Source organism: Bradyrhizobium archetypum, from assembly GCF_013114835.1.
Classification (GTDB): Bacteria; Pseudomonadota; Alphaproteobacteria; order Rhizobiales; family Xanthobacteraceae; genus Bradyrhizobium; species Bradyrhizobium archetypum.
Map to the genome: position 1 here is coordinate 680,577 of NZ_JAAVLW010000002.1, position 17,135 is coordinate 697,711.

The 17,135-nt window shown below is 62.4% G+C and carries 20 protein-coding genes; 14 read left to right on the plus strand and 6 right to left on the minus strand.

The window, feature by feature from the left end:
• The first annotated feature begins 86 nt into the window (after positions 1 to 86).
• The 3 genes from ntrB to cynS all read left to right on the plus strand — a co-directional run bounded on the left by ntrB (position 87) and on the right by cynS (position 2,415).
• Positions 87 to 926 carry a nitrate ABC transporter permease gene (gene ntrB / locus HCN50_RS07620; protein WP_171708991.1) on the plus strand — a complete coding sequence of 280 codons (840 nt, stop codon included), beginning with the start codon at positions 87 to 89 and terminating at the stop codon, positions 924 to 926.
• A gap of 5 nt (positions 927 to 931) precedes the next feature.
• The gene (locus tag HCN50_RS07625; protein ID WP_171708992.1) at positions 932 to 1,858 is read left to right on the plus strand and encodes an ABC transporter ATP-binding protein; all 927 of its coding nucleotides are present in this window, start codon (positions 932 to 934) and stop codon (positions 1,856 to 1,858) included.
• A 68-nt stretch (positions 1,859 to 1,926) separates the two neighbouring features.
• On the plus strand, positions 1,927 to 2,415 hold the full coding sequence (gene cynS / locus HCN50_RS07630; protein ID WP_171708993.1) for a cyanase: 489 nt from the start codon (positions 1,927 to 1,929) through the stop codon (positions 2,413 to 2,415).
• A 109-nt stretch (positions 2,416 to 2,524) separates the two neighbouring features.
• Here cynS and HCN50_RS07635 read toward each other — a convergent pair whose 3' ends face one another.
• Positions 2,525 to 3,337 carry an isocitrate lyase/PEP mutase family protein gene (locus tag HCN50_RS07635; RefSeq protein WP_171708994.1) on the minus strand — a complete coding sequence of 271 codons (813 nt, stop codon included), beginning with the start codon at positions 3,335 to 3,337 and terminating at the stop codon, positions 2,525 to 2,527.
• Between the two features lie 108 nt (positions 3,338 to 3,445).
• Between HCN50_RS07635 and HCN50_RS07640 the strand changes: the two genes are divergently transcribed.
• Complete coding sequence (locus tag HCN50_RS07640) at positions 3,446 to 4,375, plus strand: LysR family transcriptional regulator (RefSeq protein WP_235976818.1); 930 nt, start codon at positions 3,446 to 3,448, stop codon at positions 4,373 to 4,375.
• Positions 4,376 to 4,464: 89 nt separating this feature from the next.
• On the opposite strand, the gene HCN50_RS07645 is transcribed toward HCN50_RS07640, so the two are convergent.
• Complete coding sequence (locus tag HCN50_RS07645) at positions 4,465 to 4,788, minus strand: DUF1476 domain-containing protein (protein WP_171708995.1); 324 nt, start codon at positions 4,786 to 4,788, stop codon at positions 4,465 to 4,467.
• Positions 4,789 to 5,106: 318 nt separating this feature from the next.
• Between HCN50_RS07645 and purC the strand changes: the two genes are divergently transcribed.
• Genes purC through HCN50_RS07660 form a run of 3 tightly spaced genes read left to right on the plus strand, consistent with a single transcriptional unit; the run spans position 5,107 to position 6,404 of the window.
• Complete coding sequence (purC, locus tag HCN50_RS07650; RefSeq protein ID WP_171708996.1) at positions 5,107 to 5,874, plus strand: phosphoribosylaminoimidazolesuccinocarboxamide synthase; 768 nt, start codon at positions 5,107 to 5,109, stop codon at positions 5,872 to 5,874.
• Positions 5,875 to 5,895: 21 nt separating this feature from the next.
• Positions 5,896 to 6,138 (plus strand): phosphoribosylformylglycinamidine synthase subunit PurS, encoded by a 243-nt coding sequence (purS, locus tag HCN50_RS07655; protein WP_171578275.1) that lies wholly within the window; start codon positions 5,896 to 5,898, stop codon positions 6,136 to 6,138.
• Positions 6,139 to 6,149: 11 nt separating this feature from the next.
• Positions 6,150 to 6,404, plus strand: coding sequence for a hypothetical protein (locus tag HCN50_RS07660; protein WP_171708997.1), 255 nt, complete (start codon positions 6,150 to 6,152; stop codon positions 6,402 to 6,404).
• Positions 6,405 to 6,418: 14 nt separating this feature from the next.
• Here HCN50_RS07660 and corA read toward each other — a convergent pair whose 3' ends face one another.
• Positions 6,419 to 7,435 carry a magnesium/cobalt transporter CorA gene (corA, locus tag HCN50_RS07665; protein ID WP_171708998.1) on the minus strand — a complete coding sequence of 339 codons (1,017 nt, stop codon included), beginning with the start codon at positions 7,433 to 7,435 and terminating at the stop codon, positions 6,419 to 6,421.
• A 147-nt stretch (positions 7,436 to 7,582) separates the two neighbouring features.
• On the opposite strand from corA, the gene purQ reads away from it, so the two are divergent.
• The 3 genes from purQ to HCN50_RS07680 are packed head-to-tail and all read left to right on the plus strand — an operon-like array spanning position 7,583 to position 9,671.
• Complete coding sequence (gene purQ / locus HCN50_RS07670) at positions 7,583 to 8,284, plus strand: phosphoribosylformylglycinamidine synthase subunit PurQ (protein ID WP_171708999.1); 702 nt, start codon at positions 7,583 to 7,585, stop codon at positions 8,282 to 8,284.
• The gene (locus tag HCN50_RS07675; protein ID WP_171709000.1) at positions 8,281 to 9,246 is read left to right on the plus strand and encodes a tripartite tricarboxylate transporter substrate-binding protein; all 966 of its coding nucleotides are present in this window, start codon (positions 8,281 to 8,283) and stop codon (positions 9,244 to 9,246) included. Before purQ ends, HCN50_RS07675 begins: the two co-directional genes overlap by 4 nt.
• A 14-nt stretch (positions 9,247 to 9,260) precedes the next feature.
• Complete coding sequence (locus tag HCN50_RS07680) at positions 9,261 to 9,671, plus strand: hypothetical protein (protein ID WP_171709001.1); 411 nt, start codon at positions 9,261 to 9,263, stop codon at positions 9,669 to 9,671.
• A gap of 307 nt (positions 9,672 to 9,978) precedes the next feature.
• Here HCN50_RS07680 and HCN50_RS07685 read toward each other — a convergent pair whose 3' ends face one another.
• Positions 9,979 to 10,467 carry a PaaI family thioesterase gene (locus HCN50_RS07685; protein ID WP_171709002.1) on the minus strand — a complete coding sequence of 163 codons (489 nt, stop codon included), beginning with the start codon at positions 10,465 to 10,467 and terminating at the stop codon, positions 9,979 to 9,981.
• Between the two features lie 161 nt (positions 10,468 to 10,628).
• Here HCN50_RS07685 and purL point away from each other — a divergent pair, with 161 nt between their 5' ends.
• Positions 10,629 to 12,836: a phosphoribosylformylglycinamidine synthase subunit PurL gene (purL, locus tag HCN50_RS07690; protein WP_171709003.1), complete on the plus strand. Its 2,208-nt coding sequence runs from the start codon at positions 10,629 to 10,631 to the stop codon at positions 12,834 to 12,836.
• A 99-nt stretch (positions 12,837 to 12,935) separates the two neighbouring features.
• On the opposite strand, the gene HCN50_RS07695 is transcribed toward purL, so the two are convergent.
• Positions 12,936 to 14,120, minus strand: a complete 1,185-nt coding sequence (locus HCN50_RS07695; protein WP_171709004.1) for an acyltransferase family protein — start codon at positions 14,118 to 14,120, stop codon at positions 12,936 to 12,938.
• 176 nt (positions 14,121 to 14,296) lie between these two features.
• Here HCN50_RS07695 and HCN50_RS07700 point away from each other — a divergent pair, with 176 nt between their 5' ends.
• Positions 14,297 to 14,470 carry a DUF1328 domain-containing protein gene (locus HCN50_RS07700; RefSeq protein ID WP_171578267.1) on the plus strand — a complete coding sequence of 58 codons (174 nt, stop codon included), beginning with the start codon at positions 14,297 to 14,299 and terminating at the stop codon, positions 14,468 to 14,470.
• A 142-nt stretch (positions 14,471 to 14,612) separates the two neighbouring features.
• Here the strand turns inward: HCN50_RS07700 and HCN50_RS07705 are convergent, their stop codons facing one another.
• Complete coding sequence (locus HCN50_RS07705) at positions 14,613 to 14,972, minus strand: DUF427 domain-containing protein (protein ID WP_171709005.1); 360 nt, start codon at positions 14,970 to 14,972, stop codon at positions 14,613 to 14,615.
• A 186-nt stretch (positions 14,973 to 15,158) separates the two neighbouring features.
• Here HCN50_RS07705 and HCN50_RS07710 point away from each other — a divergent pair, with 186 nt between their 5' ends.
• On the plus strand, positions 15,159 to 15,407 hold the full coding sequence (locus HCN50_RS07710) for a BolA family protein (protein WP_171709006.1): 249 nt from the start codon (positions 15,159 to 15,161) through the stop codon (positions 15,405 to 15,407).
• A gap of 33 nt (positions 15,408 to 15,440) precedes the next feature.
• Positions 15,441 to 16,619: a low temperature requirement protein A gene (locus tag HCN50_RS07715; protein WP_171709007.1), complete on the plus strand. Its 1,179-nt coding sequence runs from the start codon at positions 15,441 to 15,443 to the stop codon at positions 16,617 to 16,619.
• Positions 16,620 to 17,135 lie beyond the last annotated feature (516 nt).

A 17,135-nucleotide genomic window follows, 5' to 3' on the forward strand; every position in this document is an offset into this window, starting at 1 on the left:
AGGTCTCCAACATCGTGCCTCACAGAGCCGGCACGGCGTATGGGTCCCGGCGTTCGCCGGGACGACATACGGAAGGACTGTCCCCGATGACCGCCTCCCTTCGTATCCGTGCGGCTGTCGTCTCGATCGCGCTGTTTGCGGCGTTCCTCGGTATCTGGCATCTCGCCACGCGCCCGACGGCTGCGACCACCACCATGTCGCCGGAATACGCCAAGCTGATGGGGCTGACAGCAACCCAGGGCAAATCGGCGATGCCGGGGCCGCTCGATGTCGGCGCGAAATTGTGGGAGCACCTCAGGCAACCGTTCTACGACAATGGCCCGAACGACAAGGGGCTGGGCATCCAGCTCGGCTATTCCATCGCGCGCGTCGGCCTCGGCTATCTGCTCGCGGTGATCGTCGCCATTCCGCTTGGATTCCTGATCGGGATGTCGCCGTTGATCAGCAAGGCGCTCGATCCCTTCATCCAGGTGCTGAAGCCGATTTCGCCGCTGGCCTGGATGCCGCTCGCGCTCTACACCATCAAGGATTCCTCGATCTCCGCGATCTTCGTGATCTTCATCTGCTCGGTGTGGCCGATGCTGCTCAATACCGCGTTTGGCGTCGCCGCGGTACGCAAGGAATGGATCAACGTCGCGCGCACGCTGGAAGTCGGCACCGTCAGGCGTGCCTTCACCGTGATCCTGCCGGCCGCCGCGCCGACGATCCTGACCGGCATGCGCATCTCGATCGGCATCGCCTGGCTCGTGATCGTCGCGGCCGAGATGTTGGTGGGCGGCACCGGCATTGGCTACTTCGTCTGGAACGAGTGGAACAATCTCTCGATCACCAACGTCATCATCGCCATCCTCATGATCGGCATCGTCGGCATGCTGCTGGACCAGATCCTGGCGCGGTTTACGCGCATGGTCACGTTTCCGGAGTGATGGCGATGACCGACAAATTCATTTCCATCGAGGGTATCGCGCGGCGCTATCCGGACGCGGGTGGCGGCGGGACCACGATTTTCGAGAATCTCTGGCTGTCGATGAAGCGCGGCGAGTTCGGCTGCGTGATCGGCCATTCCGGCTGCGGCAAGACCACGGTGCTCAACATCCTGGCCGGGCTCGACGAGCCGAGCGAGGGCGCCGTGATCGTCGACGGGCAGGCGATCGAAGGCACGAGCCTCGACCGCGCCGTGATCTTCCAGAGCCACGCGCTCTTGCCATGGCGCACGGTGCTCGGCAACGTCGCCTATGCCGTGACCTCGAAGTGGCGCAACTGGGATCGCGTCAAGGTAAAGGCGCATGCGCAGAAGTTCATCGATCTGGTCGGGCTGACCGGCTCCGAGCACAAACGGCCGTCGGAACTGTCGGGCGGCATGAAGCAGCGCGTCGGGATTGCGCGGGCGCTCTCGATCACGCCAAAGATCATGCTGATGGACGAGCCGTTCTCGGCGCTGGACGCGCTGACGCGCGGAACACTGCAAGACGAGGTGCGGCGCATTTGTCTCGAAACGGGGCAGACGGCGTTCATGATTACCCATGATGTCGATGAGGCGATCTATCTCGCCGACAAGATTTTTCTGATGACCAACGGCCCCGGCGCTGTGCTGGCGGAGATCGTGGAAAATCCACTGCCGAAGGATCGCGGCCGCATCGATCTGCACCGCCATCCGCTCTATTACGCGGTGCGCAACCACATCGTCGATTTCCTGGTCAGCCGCAGCAAGACGTTTGCCGCCACCGTGACCGATCATGATCCGCGCAATGTGCCTGTGGTGCGGCCGGGCAAGCCGGAGCTCATCGTGACATCGACAGGCGAGGATTTCACAGAGGCGTCATGGCCGGGCTTGGCCCGGCCATCCACGTCTTCTTAGGCTGTGCGAAACAAGACGTGGATGCCCGGGACAAGCCCGGGCATGACGAATACATAAGGAGACCATCCATGAAACGTGAAGACCTCACCGAAAAGCTGCTCGACATCAAGCGCGAGAAGGGCTGGAGCTGGAAGCACATCTGCGAAAAGATCGGCGGCTATTCGGAGGTGCTGATCGTCGGGGCCATCCTCGGCCAGATGAAGCTGACCAAACCGCAGGCCGCCAATGCCGGCGAATTGTTCGGGCTGTCGAAAGCGGAAATCGCGATGCTCAACGAGGTGCCGATGCGCGGCACCGGCACGCCGATGCCGCCGACCGATCCTTTGATCTATCGCTTCTACGAGCTGGTGATGGTCAACGGCCCGGCCTGGAAGGCGCTGATCGAGGAAGAGTATGGCGACGGCATCATGTCGGCGATCGATTTCGACATGGTGATGGAGCGCCTGCCCAATCCGAAGGGCGATCGCGTCAAGATCACGATGTCCGGCAAGTTCCTGCCGTACAAATATTACGGCGCCAGCGGCAATGTGCCGGAATATGGGTTCAAGGACGGGTGAGGCATCTCTCCACCCGTCATTGCGACGAGCGAAGCGACGAGGCAATCCATCTATCCCCGCGTTGAGGAATGGATTGCTTCGCTGCGCTCGCAATGACGGGGAGAGAGCATCACCTAAACGCCGCCCGCACTTCGGCGATCGGCGCCATGTCGCGTACATAGGTGAACGCGCCACGCTCCTTCATCTCGCGGGCGCATTTCAGGAACGCCGCCAGCGCGTAGCGCTCCATCGCGCCGCCGACGCTGATGCGCTTGACGCCGGCGTCGGCGAGCTGTGGAAGCGTCAGCGTCGGATCGGCAAAGCCCATCACCAAATTGAACGGTTTGCCCACCGACGACACCACGGTGCGGATCGTGGCGAGGTCGTAGAGGCCGGGTGAATACAGGACGTCGGCGCCTGCGGCCTCGAACGCCTGCAGCCGCTTGATGGTGTCGTCGAGATCCTTGCGGCCGTGCAGGAAGTTTTCCGCCCGCGCGGTCAGCGTGAACGGGAAGGGCAGCGCGCGCGCTGCTTCAACCGCCGCCTGCACACGCTCGACCGCGAGCGAGAAATCATAGATCGGCCGCCGCGGATCGCCGGAAAAATCCTCGATTGAGCCGCCGACGACGCCTGCTTCCGCCGCGCGCGTGATCGCTCTTGCCGCAGTCTTCGGATCGTCGGCGCCGCAATTCTCCAGATCGGCATTGACGGGCAGATCGGTCGCTTCCGCGATCACCCGGCAGTTCTCGATGATGGCATCCAGGCTGACGGTGACGCTGCCGAGCGTGTTGGCGAGGCCGAGGCTCGTGGTCGCAAGCGCCTCAAATCCCATCGCGCCGAGCAGCTTTGCGGTGCCGGCGTCCCACGGATTGGGGATGATGAACGCGCCGGGCCGCGCATGCAGCTCGCGAAACGCTTCGGCTCTTTCCATCTGACTTCGCATCGGCAATCTCCGCTTCGTTTGTTGGCCTTGTCCGGCTGGCGACGAAACTAGCGGGCTATCCTCCATCAGCCAAATTTGTTATTTCTCTAGATATCATCAGCTTTTTGCATGGACGCCAAATTGGATAGCGATGCGCTTCTCACTTTCCTGACGGTACATCGCCGCGGCGGCATTTCGAGCGCCGCAAAGGCGCTGCACCGTTCCCAGCCGGCGATCTCGCGGCGCATTGCCCTGCTTGAACAGGAGCTCGCCGTGCCGCTGTTTGAGCGGATCGCGGGCCGCACCATGTTGAGCGACGCGGGGAGGGTGTTGGTGCCTTACGCCGAGCGCGCGGTCGCCGCAGCCCAGGATGCAGAGAATGCGGTGCGCGCATTGGCGCGGCCGAATTCAGGACCCATCGCGTTGGCCGTGGTTGGCACGCTCGCCGGCGGGCGACTGTCGGCGGTTCTCAAGCGGTTTGCGGCCACCCATCCGCAGGTTGAATTGAGCTTGCGCACCGCGACCAGTGCGGAGGTCAGCGACATGGTCCGGCGCGGCGAGGTGACCATTGGGCTCCGTTACGACCGCGACGGCTCGCGCGACCTCGATTGCGAATTGCTGGCCTCAGAGCGGCTGCAGGTGGTGTGCGCGCTGGACCATCCGCGCGCCGGCCGCCGGGTCGCAAAGCTCGCCGAGCTGCGCGGCGAGCGCTGGATCGCCTTTCCGGTCGTGCCGGGACGGCGCGAAATCACGGCCGCGCATGTCTTTGCGCTGTTTCACACCCATGGTCTGGGTGAAATCGCGTGGACGCCGGTCGACAGTCTGACGGCGCAGAAGCGGCTGGTCGAGGCCGGACTCGGCATCGCGCTACTGTCTGAGAGCAACGCAGCCGAGGAGCTGCGACAAAAGACGATCGCAACCATCGGCGTGCGCGATCTGAAGGCGAGCCACGATGTGGTGACGGTGACGCGCCGCGGCGGCTTCCTGAGCGCGGCGGCGCGACGGTTGCTCGAGATTGTCCGGAAGGAATATCGGGAGACCAGGGCGCTAGGACGTTAGCGCCGTCATTCCGGGATGGTCCGAAGGACCAGACCCGGAATCTCGAGATTCCGGATCGCCCCTTCGCGTCGTCCGGAATGACGTTGGGGTCAGTTCCCCGCCTTTACCTGGGCGGCAGCCACCGCCATCAACTCGTCCATCTTGACGCGAACTTCTTGCGCGGTGACGGCGACGCCCTTGGCGGCAAAATCCTTCACCACCTTGTTCTGGACATCCTGATCGCCCGCCTGTTCGAAATCGGCCGCGACCACTTCCTTGGAATAGGCTGTGGCGGCATCGCCGGTTAATCCCAGCTTTTCCGCTGCCCAAAGACCGAGCAGCTTGTTGCGGCGAACCTCAGCCTTGAACTTCTGCTCCTCGTCGAGGGCGAATTTCTTCTCAAAACCTTCCTCGCGCTTGTCGAAAGTGGTCATTCTTCGGTTCCAATCCCCGCAAATGGTAAACAAGGCCGTGTTGTCGCGGCCCGATCGCCTACCTAGATAGAGGGGGCGATTCGGTAAAACAACAGGCCGTTCGGCCGCAGGCGACCGGGATAAGTTGGGCCCAATCGAGCCGGGTCGATTGTGCTGGGTGGGCCAATCGGATAGGTTGCCCGTAGGCGAGGTTCTTGTTCTGTTTCCGGTCGTGTTAGTTCAGGATCTGGCCTTCACGGCAGCTCCGTCGTGGTCGCAAACCCTTGTCATCCGGAGCACACCAATTTCATGGATTTCAACAAAACACGGTACATCCCAATGAGCCGTCGACGCCGAATTTATGAAGGCAAGGCCAAGGTCCTGTATGAAGGCCCGGAGCCCGGAACCCTCATTCAGCACTTCAAGGATGATGCGACCGCGTTTAATGCCAAGAAACACCAGGTGATCGAGGGCAAGGGCGTCCTCAACAACCGGATTTCGGAATATCTGTTTCAGCACCTCAACGACATCGGGGTGCCGACCCATTTCATCCGCCGCCTCAACATGCGCGAGCAGTTGATTCGCGAGGTCGAGATTGTGCCGCTGGAGGTCGTGGTGCGCAACGTCGCGGCCGGCTCGCTGTCGCAGCGCCTCGGCATCGAGGAGGGCACCCAACTACCGCGCTCGATCATCGAGTTCTACTACAAGAACGACCAGCTCAACGACCCCATGGTGTCGGAAGAGCACATCACCGCGTTCGGCTGGGCGACGCCGCAGGAAATCGACGACATCATGGCGCTCGCCATCCGCGTCAACGACTTCCTCACCGGTCTCTTCCTCGGCATCGGTATCCGTCTGGTCGATTTCAAGATGGAATGTGGCCGGCTGTTCGAGAACGAGATGATGCGGATCATCGTCGCCGACGAGATCTCGCCCGACTCGTGCCGGCTGTGGGACATCAAGTCGAACGAGAAGCTCGACAAGGATCGTTTCCGCAGGGATCTCGGCGGTTTGCTTGAAGCCTATACCGAAGTGGCGAAACGGCTGGGCATTCTGATGGAGAACGAGCGCCCGGCCGGCACCGGCCCGGTGCTGGTGAAGAGCTGAAGAAGAACTGGGGCAAGTCTCGTGAAGGCACGCGTTACCGTTACGTTGAAGTCCGGCATTCTCGACCCGCAGGGCAAGGCCATCGAAGGCGCGCTGAAATCGCTCGGCGTCGATGGCGTTGCCAGCGTCCGTCAGGGCAAGGTGTTCGACATCGAGCTGTCGGGTTCGGACAAGGCCAAGGCCGAGGCGGCATTGAAGGATGCCGCCGACAAGCTGTTGGCGAACACCGTGATCGAGAATTACGCTATCGAGGTGAAGGCTTGAGGGTGGGTTAAATGGCCGACGTGACGATGGAGTTGATGTTTGAGGTGTTGAGGTCGGTCCAGGCTCGCTTGGCCCAGGTCGACGGCAAGGTCGATGAACTCAAGCAGGAGATGCAGGCGTCGCGCACGTCTCAGAATGGCATTAGGCAGGAGATCACCGGCGTATTCCAGGAGATCTCTGGAATTCATGCGACATTGGTCCGGCACGAAGGCCGTCTGGATCGTATCGAGCACCGCCTCGAATTGAATGACGCGCCGACGTTGTAAGACCTGCCGGCCGCTCACAGCCATCCGGCACGGCGGAATCGCCAGTACAGTGCGCTGCAGGCGGCGAGCATCAATCCCAGCACCATGAAGTAGCCGTAGTCCCAATCCAGTTCGGGCATGTGCTTGAAATTCATGCCGTAGATTCCGGCGAGCGCCGTCGGCACGGCGATGATGGCGAGCCATGAGGCCAGCTTCTTGGAGACCGCGGTCTCCTGCGCCTGGCCAACCAAAAGGCTTGCCTCGAACGCGAACGCCAGCACCTCGCGCATTGAATCGGTGCGCTCCTGAATCGTCCTGACATGGTCGGTGACATCGCGAAACAGCGGCCGCATGGTCGAGCGCACCATTGGCAAATTGTCGTGTTCAAGCCGGCGGCACACTTCCACCAGCGGCCCGATCGCGTTGCGCAGCCGCAACAGATCCCGGCGCAGCATATAGAGCCGCTCGACCTCGGTGCGCGTGATGGCGTTGGCGAGCACGTAGTCTTCGATCTCCTCGACCTCTTCGTGGATCGCATCCAGCACCGGGGAGTAATTGTCGACGATGAAATCGAGGATGGCGTAGAGAATATAGTCCTCGCCGCGCGCCAGCGCGCGGGGACAGCTCTCGCAGCGCTCGCGCACCGCCGCATATGACGTCGATGCGCCGTGGCGCACCGAGACCAGATAGCCTTCGCCGACGAACAAATGGGTCTCGCCGAACGCAATCCGGCCCTTGATCAGTTGTGCCGTCCGCGCCACGATGAACAGGCCGTCGCCATATTGCTCGATCTTGGGGCGCTGATGGGCGTGATTGGCGTCCTCGATTGCGAGATCGTGCAGGTCGAATTGCTGCTGCACGCTTCTCAGGAGCGCGAGATCCGGCTCGTAGAGACCGATCCAGACGACGTGACCGGGCTTGCTGCGCCAGCTCGACGCCTCCTCTATGGCGATATTGGCGATGCGGCGGCCATCGACGTAAACACCGGCCGCGACGACGCCATCGGAGGTCATCGGTTCGGTTGCAGATGTCGCCCGCGACGGGACATTCATGGCTTCCATCCCTGAGCGATTGTTGTTGAGTGCGGCTTCCACGCAGGCCGTTTTGGCGACGCTAGCACTGGAAAAAACCGCGTCAAATGGTTATGTCTGGGCTGGTCGGCGGCCTGCCGACGAATCTCCTTTCCTGCCGGAACCGCCATGAAATCAGCCGTTCTCGTCTTTCCCGGAATCAATCGCGAGCGCGACATGGCGCGGGCGCTCAAGCTCGTCTCCGGCCAGGAGGCCGCGATGGTGTGGCATGCCGAGACCGAGTTGCCGAAGGGTACCGATCTCGTCGTCGTGCCCGGCGGTTTTTCCTACGGCGACTATCTGCGCTGCGGCGCCATTGCGGCGCGCGCACCGGTGATGGACGCGGTGCGCAAATATGCGGCCGGTGGCGGGCTGGTGCTCGGCGTTTGCAACGGTTTTCAGATCCTGTGCGAAGCGGGGCTGCTGCCCGGCGTCTTGATGCGCAATGCGCGGCTGAAATTCATCTGCAAGGATGTCCATCTGCGGGTGGAGCGCTCGGATTCGCCGTTCACGCGCGGCTATAATGCCGGCCAAGTCATCCGCGTGCCCGTTGCACATGGCGAGGGCAACTACGAGGCTGACGAGGAGACGGTGAAGCGGCTCGAAGGCGAGGGGCGGGTGCTCTATCGCTACTGCACCCCTGAGGGCGTCGTCGACGAGGAGTCCAACATCAACGGCGCCGCGCAGTCGATCGCCGGCATCGTCAACGAGCGTGGCAATGTGCTCGGCATGATGCCGCACCCGGAAAATCACGTCGAAGACATCATGGGCTGCACCGACGGCCGCGGGCTGTTCGCAGGGCTTGCCGCGCATCTGGAAAAAGCGGCGTGAAGTCGTTCATCTCGAAATTGGCGGGCACGGTGGCGGCGCTGTCTCTGGCGACGGCCGCGTATGCGCAGGACTATCCAAAGCGTCCCATCAGCATGATCGTGCCGTTCGCGGCCGGCGGCACTTCCGACGTGATCGCCCGGGTAGTCGCCGAGGAGATGAGCAAGTCGCTCGGGCAGCCGATCGTGATCGAGAATGTCGCGGGCGCCGGCGGCTCGACCGCGCTGGCGCGTGCTGCGCGCGCGGAAGCCGACGGCTACACCATCGCGATCGGCAATGCCGGCACCAGCGCCGCAACCTATACGATCTATCCGAAACTGCCGTTCACGCCGGAATCCTTTGTGCCGATCGCGGTCGTTGCGAAAACCTTCGGCATTGTCGCGGTGCGCAAGGATTTCCCGGCCAAGAACCTGCAGGACTTCATCGCCTACGCGAAGAAGAATCCCGGCAAGGTCAATCTCGGCCATGCCGGCGTCGGCTCATCGAATTACCTGATCTGCAAGAGCTTTGTGCAGGCTGCCGGCATTGACGTCCAGCTCGTCGGCTATCGCGGCGCGGCGCCGGCGCTCACGGATGCGATCGGTGGCCAGATCGATGGTGTCTGCGACTCCGCTGCCTCGGTGTCGCAGGCGATCGACGACAAGCTGGTGAAAGGTCTCGTAGTGGGCTCGACTGTGCGGCTTGCGACCTTGCCGGACCTGCCGACCTCGGCGGACGCCGGGCTTCCTGACTTCGAAGCACAGGGCTGGAACGGCCTGTTTGCGCCGAAGGGCACGCCGCCGGCGATCATCGCGAAACTGAATGCCGCGGCGAAAGCCGCCGTCGAGAGCGAAGCGGTGAAGAAGCGCTTTCACGATCTCTCCACTGTCGCGCCCGACGCCAACGAGCACGCCAGCGAGGTGCTTGGCCAACTGGTGACGCGCGACGTCGAGAAGTACCGCAAGCTGCTGGAAGAAAACAAATAGCGCTCAGCGATCACATGAATGAAAAAGCCCCGCATTGCGGGGCTTTTGTTGTCTGCCGTTGTTATCTGCCGGTCGGCGAGCCGGGTCCTGACGGTCCGAGCGTCGAACCGCTGGGCGAGGGATTGATGTGCGTGTTCCCGGACGGATTCACGGTGCTGTTGCGTGCGGCCGCGGCGCTGCCGGCGTCGTTGCTCATGCCGGTGGTGGAACCACCGCCCGTTCCACTTCCGGCGGTCGTTCCGCTGGTGGAGGATCCTGCCGCACCGCCCGCAGCCGTACCACCTGCCGCTGCGCCGCCGGTGCCCGAACTTCCGCCCGCGCCGCTGCCGCCGGCCTGCGCCAGCGCGAACGTGCTCGTCAATGTCATCGCCATCGCCAATCCGATTGTTGCGAGTTTCATGATTGCTCCTGCTCTGGTTGCATAACGGCGCAACACCATGCGCTCGGATGCGTTCCTGTCCGGCCAATCACAGATCGTTGCTGTTCCCCGGAGAGAATTTCGCGGCCGAGACGTGAAGTGGACAAGCTGCTGGAAGAGCAGAGGCGTGTCTTCATCATGCGATAGATCCTGCTGCGCCCAGGTGATCAACAGGACCGGGATTGGCGAGGCAATGGTTCACTGCTGCGCGAACAGCTTCCGACGTCCGCAATCGGTGATCGCGTCGAGATGAAGCGCCCGCCGGCGCGAGCAGCAACGCATAATCGCGCCAGCCGCGACGGGCCTGTGGCGCATCAGGTGACAATGGCGGCGGCGCCTGCCGGCTTCTTCCACTTCATCCGCTTGATGGTGCCTGAGAAGGTGAACAGCGGCCGCTCGCCCGATTTCAGCACGCCGCGCAGGAAGATCAGCGAGCCGCCGGCGCGCGTGATTTCACCGTCGCATTCGACCAGTTCGCCCTCGCGTGCAGCGTCGAGAAATTCGCAGGCGAAGGAAACCGTCACGCCGGGACCCTCCAGCACGGACGAGGCGATCGCAAACAGGCAATAGTCGGCGAACGACATGAAGCAGCCGCCATGGACGTTACGCTGTCCGTTGAGATGCTTCTTCTCGACCCGGAATGCGCACTGCACCTTGCCGTTCTCGTCCATCCGGTGCCAGAAGGGGCCGTTATGGGTCTCAAAACTGTCGCGGGTCCAGGTCCGCCAGCCCGCAAATTCGCCCTCGGTTTCGACATGCAGATCGGGGCGGCGGTGGAATGCATTTTGGGGGAGTTCGTTCACTAAAAATGGCCTTCAATTGGATGTTTCAGCCCTTAAATCCGATCCGGGAACGATGTGCAAACGCCGATCCTGCAAGGCGCTCTTCGCAAAGCTCTGGACAGGGCCGAAATGCGTCATAAAAGGCCTTTTCGCCTCCCGTCGATCTTCCTATGAAGGCACCTATGAACGAGCCCCAGATCACCCCCGAAATCGTCGCCAGCCACGGCCTGAAGCCGGATGAGTATGAGCGCATCCTCAAGCTGATCGGGCGGGTGCCGACCTTCACCGAGCTCGGGATTTTCTCGGCGATGTGGAACGAGCACTGCTCGTACAAATCCTCGCGCATCCATCTACGCGGCCTGCCGACCAAGGCGCCGTGGGTGATCCAGGGCCCGGGCGAGAACGCGGGCGTGATCGACATCGGCGACGGCCAGGCGGTCGTGTTCAAGATGGAGAGCCATAACCACCCGAGCTACATCGAGCCCTATCAGGGCGCGACAACCGGCGTCGGCGGCATCCTGCGCGACGTCTTCACGATGGGCGCGCGGCCGATCGCCTGTCTTAATGCGCTGTCTTTCGGCGCGCCGGAACATCCCAAGACGCGCCATCTGGTGTCGGGCGTGGTGGCCGGCGTCGGCGGCTACGGCAATTCCTTCGGCGTGCCGACGGTCGGCGGCCAGGTGCGTTTCCATACCCGCTACGACGGCAACATCCTGGTCAATGCGATGGCGGTTGGGCTGGCCGAATCCAGCAAGATCTTCTACGCGGCGGCCTCCGGCGTGAACATGCCGATCGTCTATCTCGGCTCCAAGACCGGCCGCGACGGCATCCACGGCGCCTCGATGGCCTCGGCCGAGTTCGACGACAATTCCGAGGAGAAGCGCCCGACAGTGCAGGTTGGCGATCCCTTCGCCGAAAAGCTTTTGCTCGAGGCCTGTCTCGAGATCATGGAAAAAGGCTGCGTCATCGCGATCCAGGACATGGGCGCGGCGGGCCTGACCTGCTCAGCGGTCGAAATGGGCGCCAAGGGCGATCTCGGCGTCGACCTGATCCTCGATCATGTGCCGACGCGCGAGAGCGGCATGAGCGCCTACGAGATGATGCTCTCGGAAAGTCAGGAGCGCATGCTCATGGTGCTCAAGCCCGAGAAGGAAAAAGAGGCCGAGGCGATCTTCACGAAGTGGGGCCTCGATTTCGCCGTGGTTGGCTACACCACGCCGAGCAAGCGCTTCGTGGTCAAGCATGGCGGCGACATCATGGCCGATCTGCCGATCAAGGAATTGGGCGACGAGGCGCCGGTCTACGATCGGCCGCATGTCGCCTCTGAGCCGCTGCCGGTGGTGCATGCGCGCGAGGTGACGCCGCCGATCGGAATCATTCCGGCGCTGGAGAAGCTGATCGGCACGCCCGAATTGTGCTCGAGGCGTTGGGTGTGGGAGCAATACGACCACGTCATTTTAGGCAATACCGTGCAGCGCCCGGGCGGAGATGCCGCCGTGGTGCGTGTCGAGAACGGGCCGAAGGGGCTTGCGCTCACCGTCGATGTGACGCCGCGCTATTGCGAGGCCGATCCGTTCGAAGGCGGCAAGCAGGCGGTGGCGGAAGCCTGGCGCAATATCACGGCGGTCGGCGGCCGTCCGCTCGCGATCACGGATAACCTCAATTTCGGCAATCCGGAACGGCCCGAGATCATGGGCCAGTTCGTCGGCTGCTTGAAGGGCATCGGCGAAGCCTGCCGCGCGCTGGACTTCCCGGTCGTGTCCGGCAACGTCTCGCTCTACAACGAAACCAACGGCCGCGGCATTCTGCCGACGCCCTCGATCGGCGGCGTCGGTCTGCTCGACGACTTCACCAAGTCGGCCACGCTGGCGTTCAAGGCGGCGGGCGAAGCGATCCTCCTGATCGGCGACACCCAAGGCTGGCTCGGACAATCGGTGTATCTGCGCGACATCTGCGGCCGCGAAGAGGGCGCGCCGCCGCCGGTCGACCTTGCAGCCGAAAAGCGCAACGGCAACGTGGTGCGCGGCATGATCCATGCCGGCACGGCCACGGCCGTGCATGACGTCTCCGACGGCGGCCTCTTGATCGCGCTGGCCGAAATGGCAATCGCCGGTGGTATCGGCGCGCAGCTACTGGCGGCGCCAACATCGATCGTGCCGCAAGCTTACTGGTTCGGTGAGGATCAGGCGCGCTACATCGTGACGGTATCGGCGGCAGACGCCGGCCTGGTGCTGGCCAAGATGAAGGGCGCAGGCGTGCCGTGCGCGCGGATCGGCACCACCGGCGGCGATACGCTCGCAGTGGCCGGCGAGGGGCAGGTGGCGGTAAGCGCGCTCAACACTGCGTTCGAGCATTGGCTGCCCGCCTATATGAGCGGGAAGGCGTCGTAGGCTGGTCGTCATTCCGGGATGGTCCGAAGGACCAGACCCGGAATCTCGAGTTTCCGGGTTCGATGCTGACGCATCGCCCCGGAATGACCGCCGCTTAGATCACAGCACCCTTGTCGCGCCTGGGATCTGCCGCAACGCTCGTGTCAGCGCCCAGCTCGCCGCGACTGTCAGCACGAACCCGATCGTGGCCTTGACGATCGCTGGCAGGTCATAGTCGAACAGCCAGTATTGCAGCCAAAGCGCGATCGGATAGTGCACCAGGAACATGCCGTAGGCGTCCGGTTGCATCGGATCGAGCAGCTTGGCTGAGCCTGATTGCCTGAACCTCTGGAACAAGGCCAGGATCAGAAACATGATGGCCACGCTGAAGACGGTGAAGCAGACGGCGTAGAGCGCTTCATACCAGTTCGGCAGCGGCGACGGGTTGCCCAGTATCTGGCGCTTGATGAAGATCAGCACCCACAAGAGGCAATACGGAACGATCGCCAGCACCATCCAGTCCCAGCTGACCTTCGCCATGCGGCCGTCTGCCGCGAGCAGCCCGCGATCCATTTGCGCGACGCCGATGCCGGCACCGAAAAAGAAGTAGCTCGCATAGAGCATCACGCGCCCGTGCTGCACCGAGAACGGCCCGAACTCGAACCAGTTGCTTGGTCCATAACGCATCAGCCCGGGGACATAGAATGCAGCGGTGACGGCAAGCATGACCGCGAAGAACAGGGCGGGCCGGCGACGACCGTACAGCGAGAGGCGGTTGATCGGATCGAGCAAGTTGCGAGACAGCCGATACAAGATGCAGGCCACCACGTCGAAACTGAGCAGGACCCAGAGGAACCAGATCGGTCCGCTCGGCCACGGGCCCTTCGTGACCATATTACACCAGTATTCCGAAAAGCCGATCTCGGGATGGTGCCGCAGCGAGATGGCGTAATAGGCGAGCGGAATGACCGTGAAGGCGCAGATCACGAAGGGCAGGCCAAGCCGAAGCAAGCGATCTGTCAGATAGCTCAGCGGTCCCTTGCGTGCGATGCCCGACCACGCAAACAAGCCCGACAGGAAAAAGAACATCGCCATGAAGAAACTGTCGGTGGCGAGCACGATCATGTCGAAGCCGAAGAAGTACTTCGGATCAGTGTGACCAAAATACGTATAGGGGATAACGGCATGGTGGAGCAGCACCACCAGCGTCAGGAAGCTGCGGGCGCGATCAAGCGAAAGGTTTCGCGATTTGGCTTTGGGCACCGCGCTCACGTCGGCATGCCCCACGGCGGAAATCGATGTCATGCGCGCCTCCCAGCCAGGCTAATGGACAAATGTTGCCGCCGGGAACCTGATTCAGCAAGGCCCATTCTGGGCGCTGGCGACCGCATCCCCGGGCTGCTTCGGAACCCCCGGCGCGAGCCGCCGTTAGCTGAAGTCGGCCGCCATGGGCGCGGCGCGCAGAGGTTGCGGAGCAAGCAATGACAATTCTCAAATGGGCGCTGATCTTCTTTCTGGTGTCTGTTGTCGCCGGCATTCTCGGCTTCACCGGCATTTCGGAGGCCTCTGCCGACATCGCCCGCTTTCTGTTCTATGTTTTCGTCGTGATCTTCCTGGTGCTCCTGATCCTCGGGCTAACAATATTCAGGGCTTAGCCCGACGTCGTCATTCCGCGGCGCGTCGAAGACGCGAACTATGGTGCGCAATTGCGCACCTGAGAATCTCGAGATTCCCCGATGCGCAATTGCGCATCTGAGGTCTGGCGCTTTGCGGCATCCAGGAATGACGTTGTCCCTGCTATGCCACTTCCTCGATCGTCACCTTGTCCGGGTAGAACGCCAGATGGCCTGCGATCTCGGCCATGGCCGGGAAGGGCGTCTCGTAGGTCCAGATCGAATTTTCGATGCTTTTGCCGTTGGCATTGATGCTGAAGTAGTTCGCATCCCCCTTGTAGGGGCAGTGCGTGGTTCGCTCGGTGCGGGCCAGAAGCGCCATATTGGCGTCCTCGCGCGGCACATATTGCACCGCCGGATAGCTGGCTTCCTTCAGGGTCAGCGCGTGGGTGGTATCGGCGACGACCACGCCATCGGCCAGGACGCGGACACGCTTGGGGTTCGCGGTAATCGTGATCGGATGGTCGGGACCGGGCAATTTCATGATTCTGAGCCTCTTTTTGCGGTCAGCCCGAAATGATCGGGCGCGACGCGATCTCGCGGTGTCAAACGGTTCGGCCCGGAATATAGTGCCACGAGGCGTGACCTAGAAGACCGTAAGCGCTAGGTTTGGCCGTCACGGTCGCGCGAGCGGGCCGTGATTCGAAACACCTGACGGAGACATGCTGGAATGCCGATGGATGCCCACGATATCGAGTCGATGATCAAGGCAGCTATCCCCGATGCCGAGGTGACGATCCGCGATCTCGCAGGCGATGGCGACCACTACGCCGCGACCGTGATCTCGGAATCGTTCCGTGGCAAGTCGCGCGTACAGCAGCACCAGATCGTTTATCAGTCGCTCAAAGGGCAGATGGGCGGCCTGCTGCATGCGCTGGCGCTGCAAACCGGGGTACCTGACGGACCCCGGCGTACCTGACGGTTAGTCCCGACCACGCGCGCGGGAGCACCGATGACGGACAATCCGCACGGCGCGATGTTTCGCGCGATCGTGCCGCACCAGCACAGCCGCGTCACCTATGCGGAGCTGTTCTTCGACCTCGTCTTCGTCTTTGCGGTCACGCAAGTCTCGCACACGCTGCTCGCGCATTTTACGCTTTCCGGCGCGCTGCAGGTCACGCTGCTGTTTCTCGCGGTCTGGTGGGTGTGGGTCTTCACCTCCTGGATCACCAACTGGCTCAATCCCGAAAAGACGCCGGTCCGGCTGCTGCTGTTTGCGATGATGCTGGGCGGGCTGGTGCTGTCGACCTCGATCCCAAAGGCGTTTGACGAGCGCGGCTTGTGGTTTGCCATCGCCTATGCGGCGATGCAGGTCGGCAAGACGATATTTCTGTGGTTGTCGACGCCGGCCTCGCGGCCGCGGACACGCATGAATGCAATCCGGATTGCTGCCTGGCTGTCGGTCTCCGCCGTCTTCTGGATCGCCGGCGGGATGCTCGAAGGTCAGCAGCGGTTGACGCTGTGGGCCGTTGCGCTGGTCATCGAATATATTTCGCCGGCGGTACGGTTCTGGATTCCCGGCTACGGCGCGTCCTCGGTCGCGGACTGGATGATCGAAGGCGGCCACATGGCCGAGCGCTGCGCGCTGTTCATCATCATCGCCCTTGGCGAATCCATCGTCGTCATCGGGGCGACGTTCGCCGAACTCACCTGGACGAGCGAAAACGTTCTGGCGTTCGTCTCGGCGCTCGTCGGCAGCATCGCGATGTGGTGGGTCTATTTCCATATCGGCGCCGAGGCCGGCTCCGAGCAGCTTTCAAAATCGAGCGAGCCGGGCAGGCTGGCGCGGCTTGCCTACACGTATCTGCACATGCCGATCGTCGCCGGCATCATCGTCTCGGCGGTGGCTGACGAACTGGTGCTGAAACACCCGGGCGGTCATTCCGATCTCAAGACGGTAACGAGTGCGATCGGCGGCCCCCTGCTGTTTCTGTTAGGGACTCTCTTGTTCAAGCACAGCTTTCGCGGCTTCCTGCAACTCTCACATGGGGCAGGCATCATCGTGCTTTGCGGGCTCGCCTGGTTCGCAAGCGAGTTGTCGCCGCTGACGCTGTCGATCCTGACCACCGCGATCATGATTATGGTCGCGGTGTGGGAGACGACGTCGCTGCGGTCGAGCCCGAAAGAATAGTAGCTTTAGTCCAGTCCTGGCCTAGTCCGGCCTTAGCCTAGTCGAAGCTGGCCTAATCGAACCTTGGCGGCCTGACCGGCATCAGTTGCGGCTGACTGTTCTGATCGACGACGTTTCTGAGAACGAGAGTTGACAGTTGGACGACGAGCGCCCGAAGCCTCGCATTTTCCTCGCGAAGCGCTGCCCGCTCGGTGTCTGCTTCCTCATCCCAGCCGGTATCCGCATCATCGTGAACAGACGACGATCCGGAACGTTGTCCGTGATTGCTGGACGCTGGATAGGCGTTCCCCATGCTGACATCCCCTCGCACGAACTCACCCCGAAGCCATGCTGCAGGAGAAACTCGGCTGAGTCCGCGTCAAAATTTGGACGTTTCGATGGGTAAACGGAAGCGCAGATGGACCCTTTTGCGGGCGGGGTAATAAAGATGAACACTTGTTAAGAAGTTTGGTTATAGTTGGCTCCCGGCAAAGGTGTGGGGACGCGCGGCGGCGTAAGCACCTTTCCATCAAACCT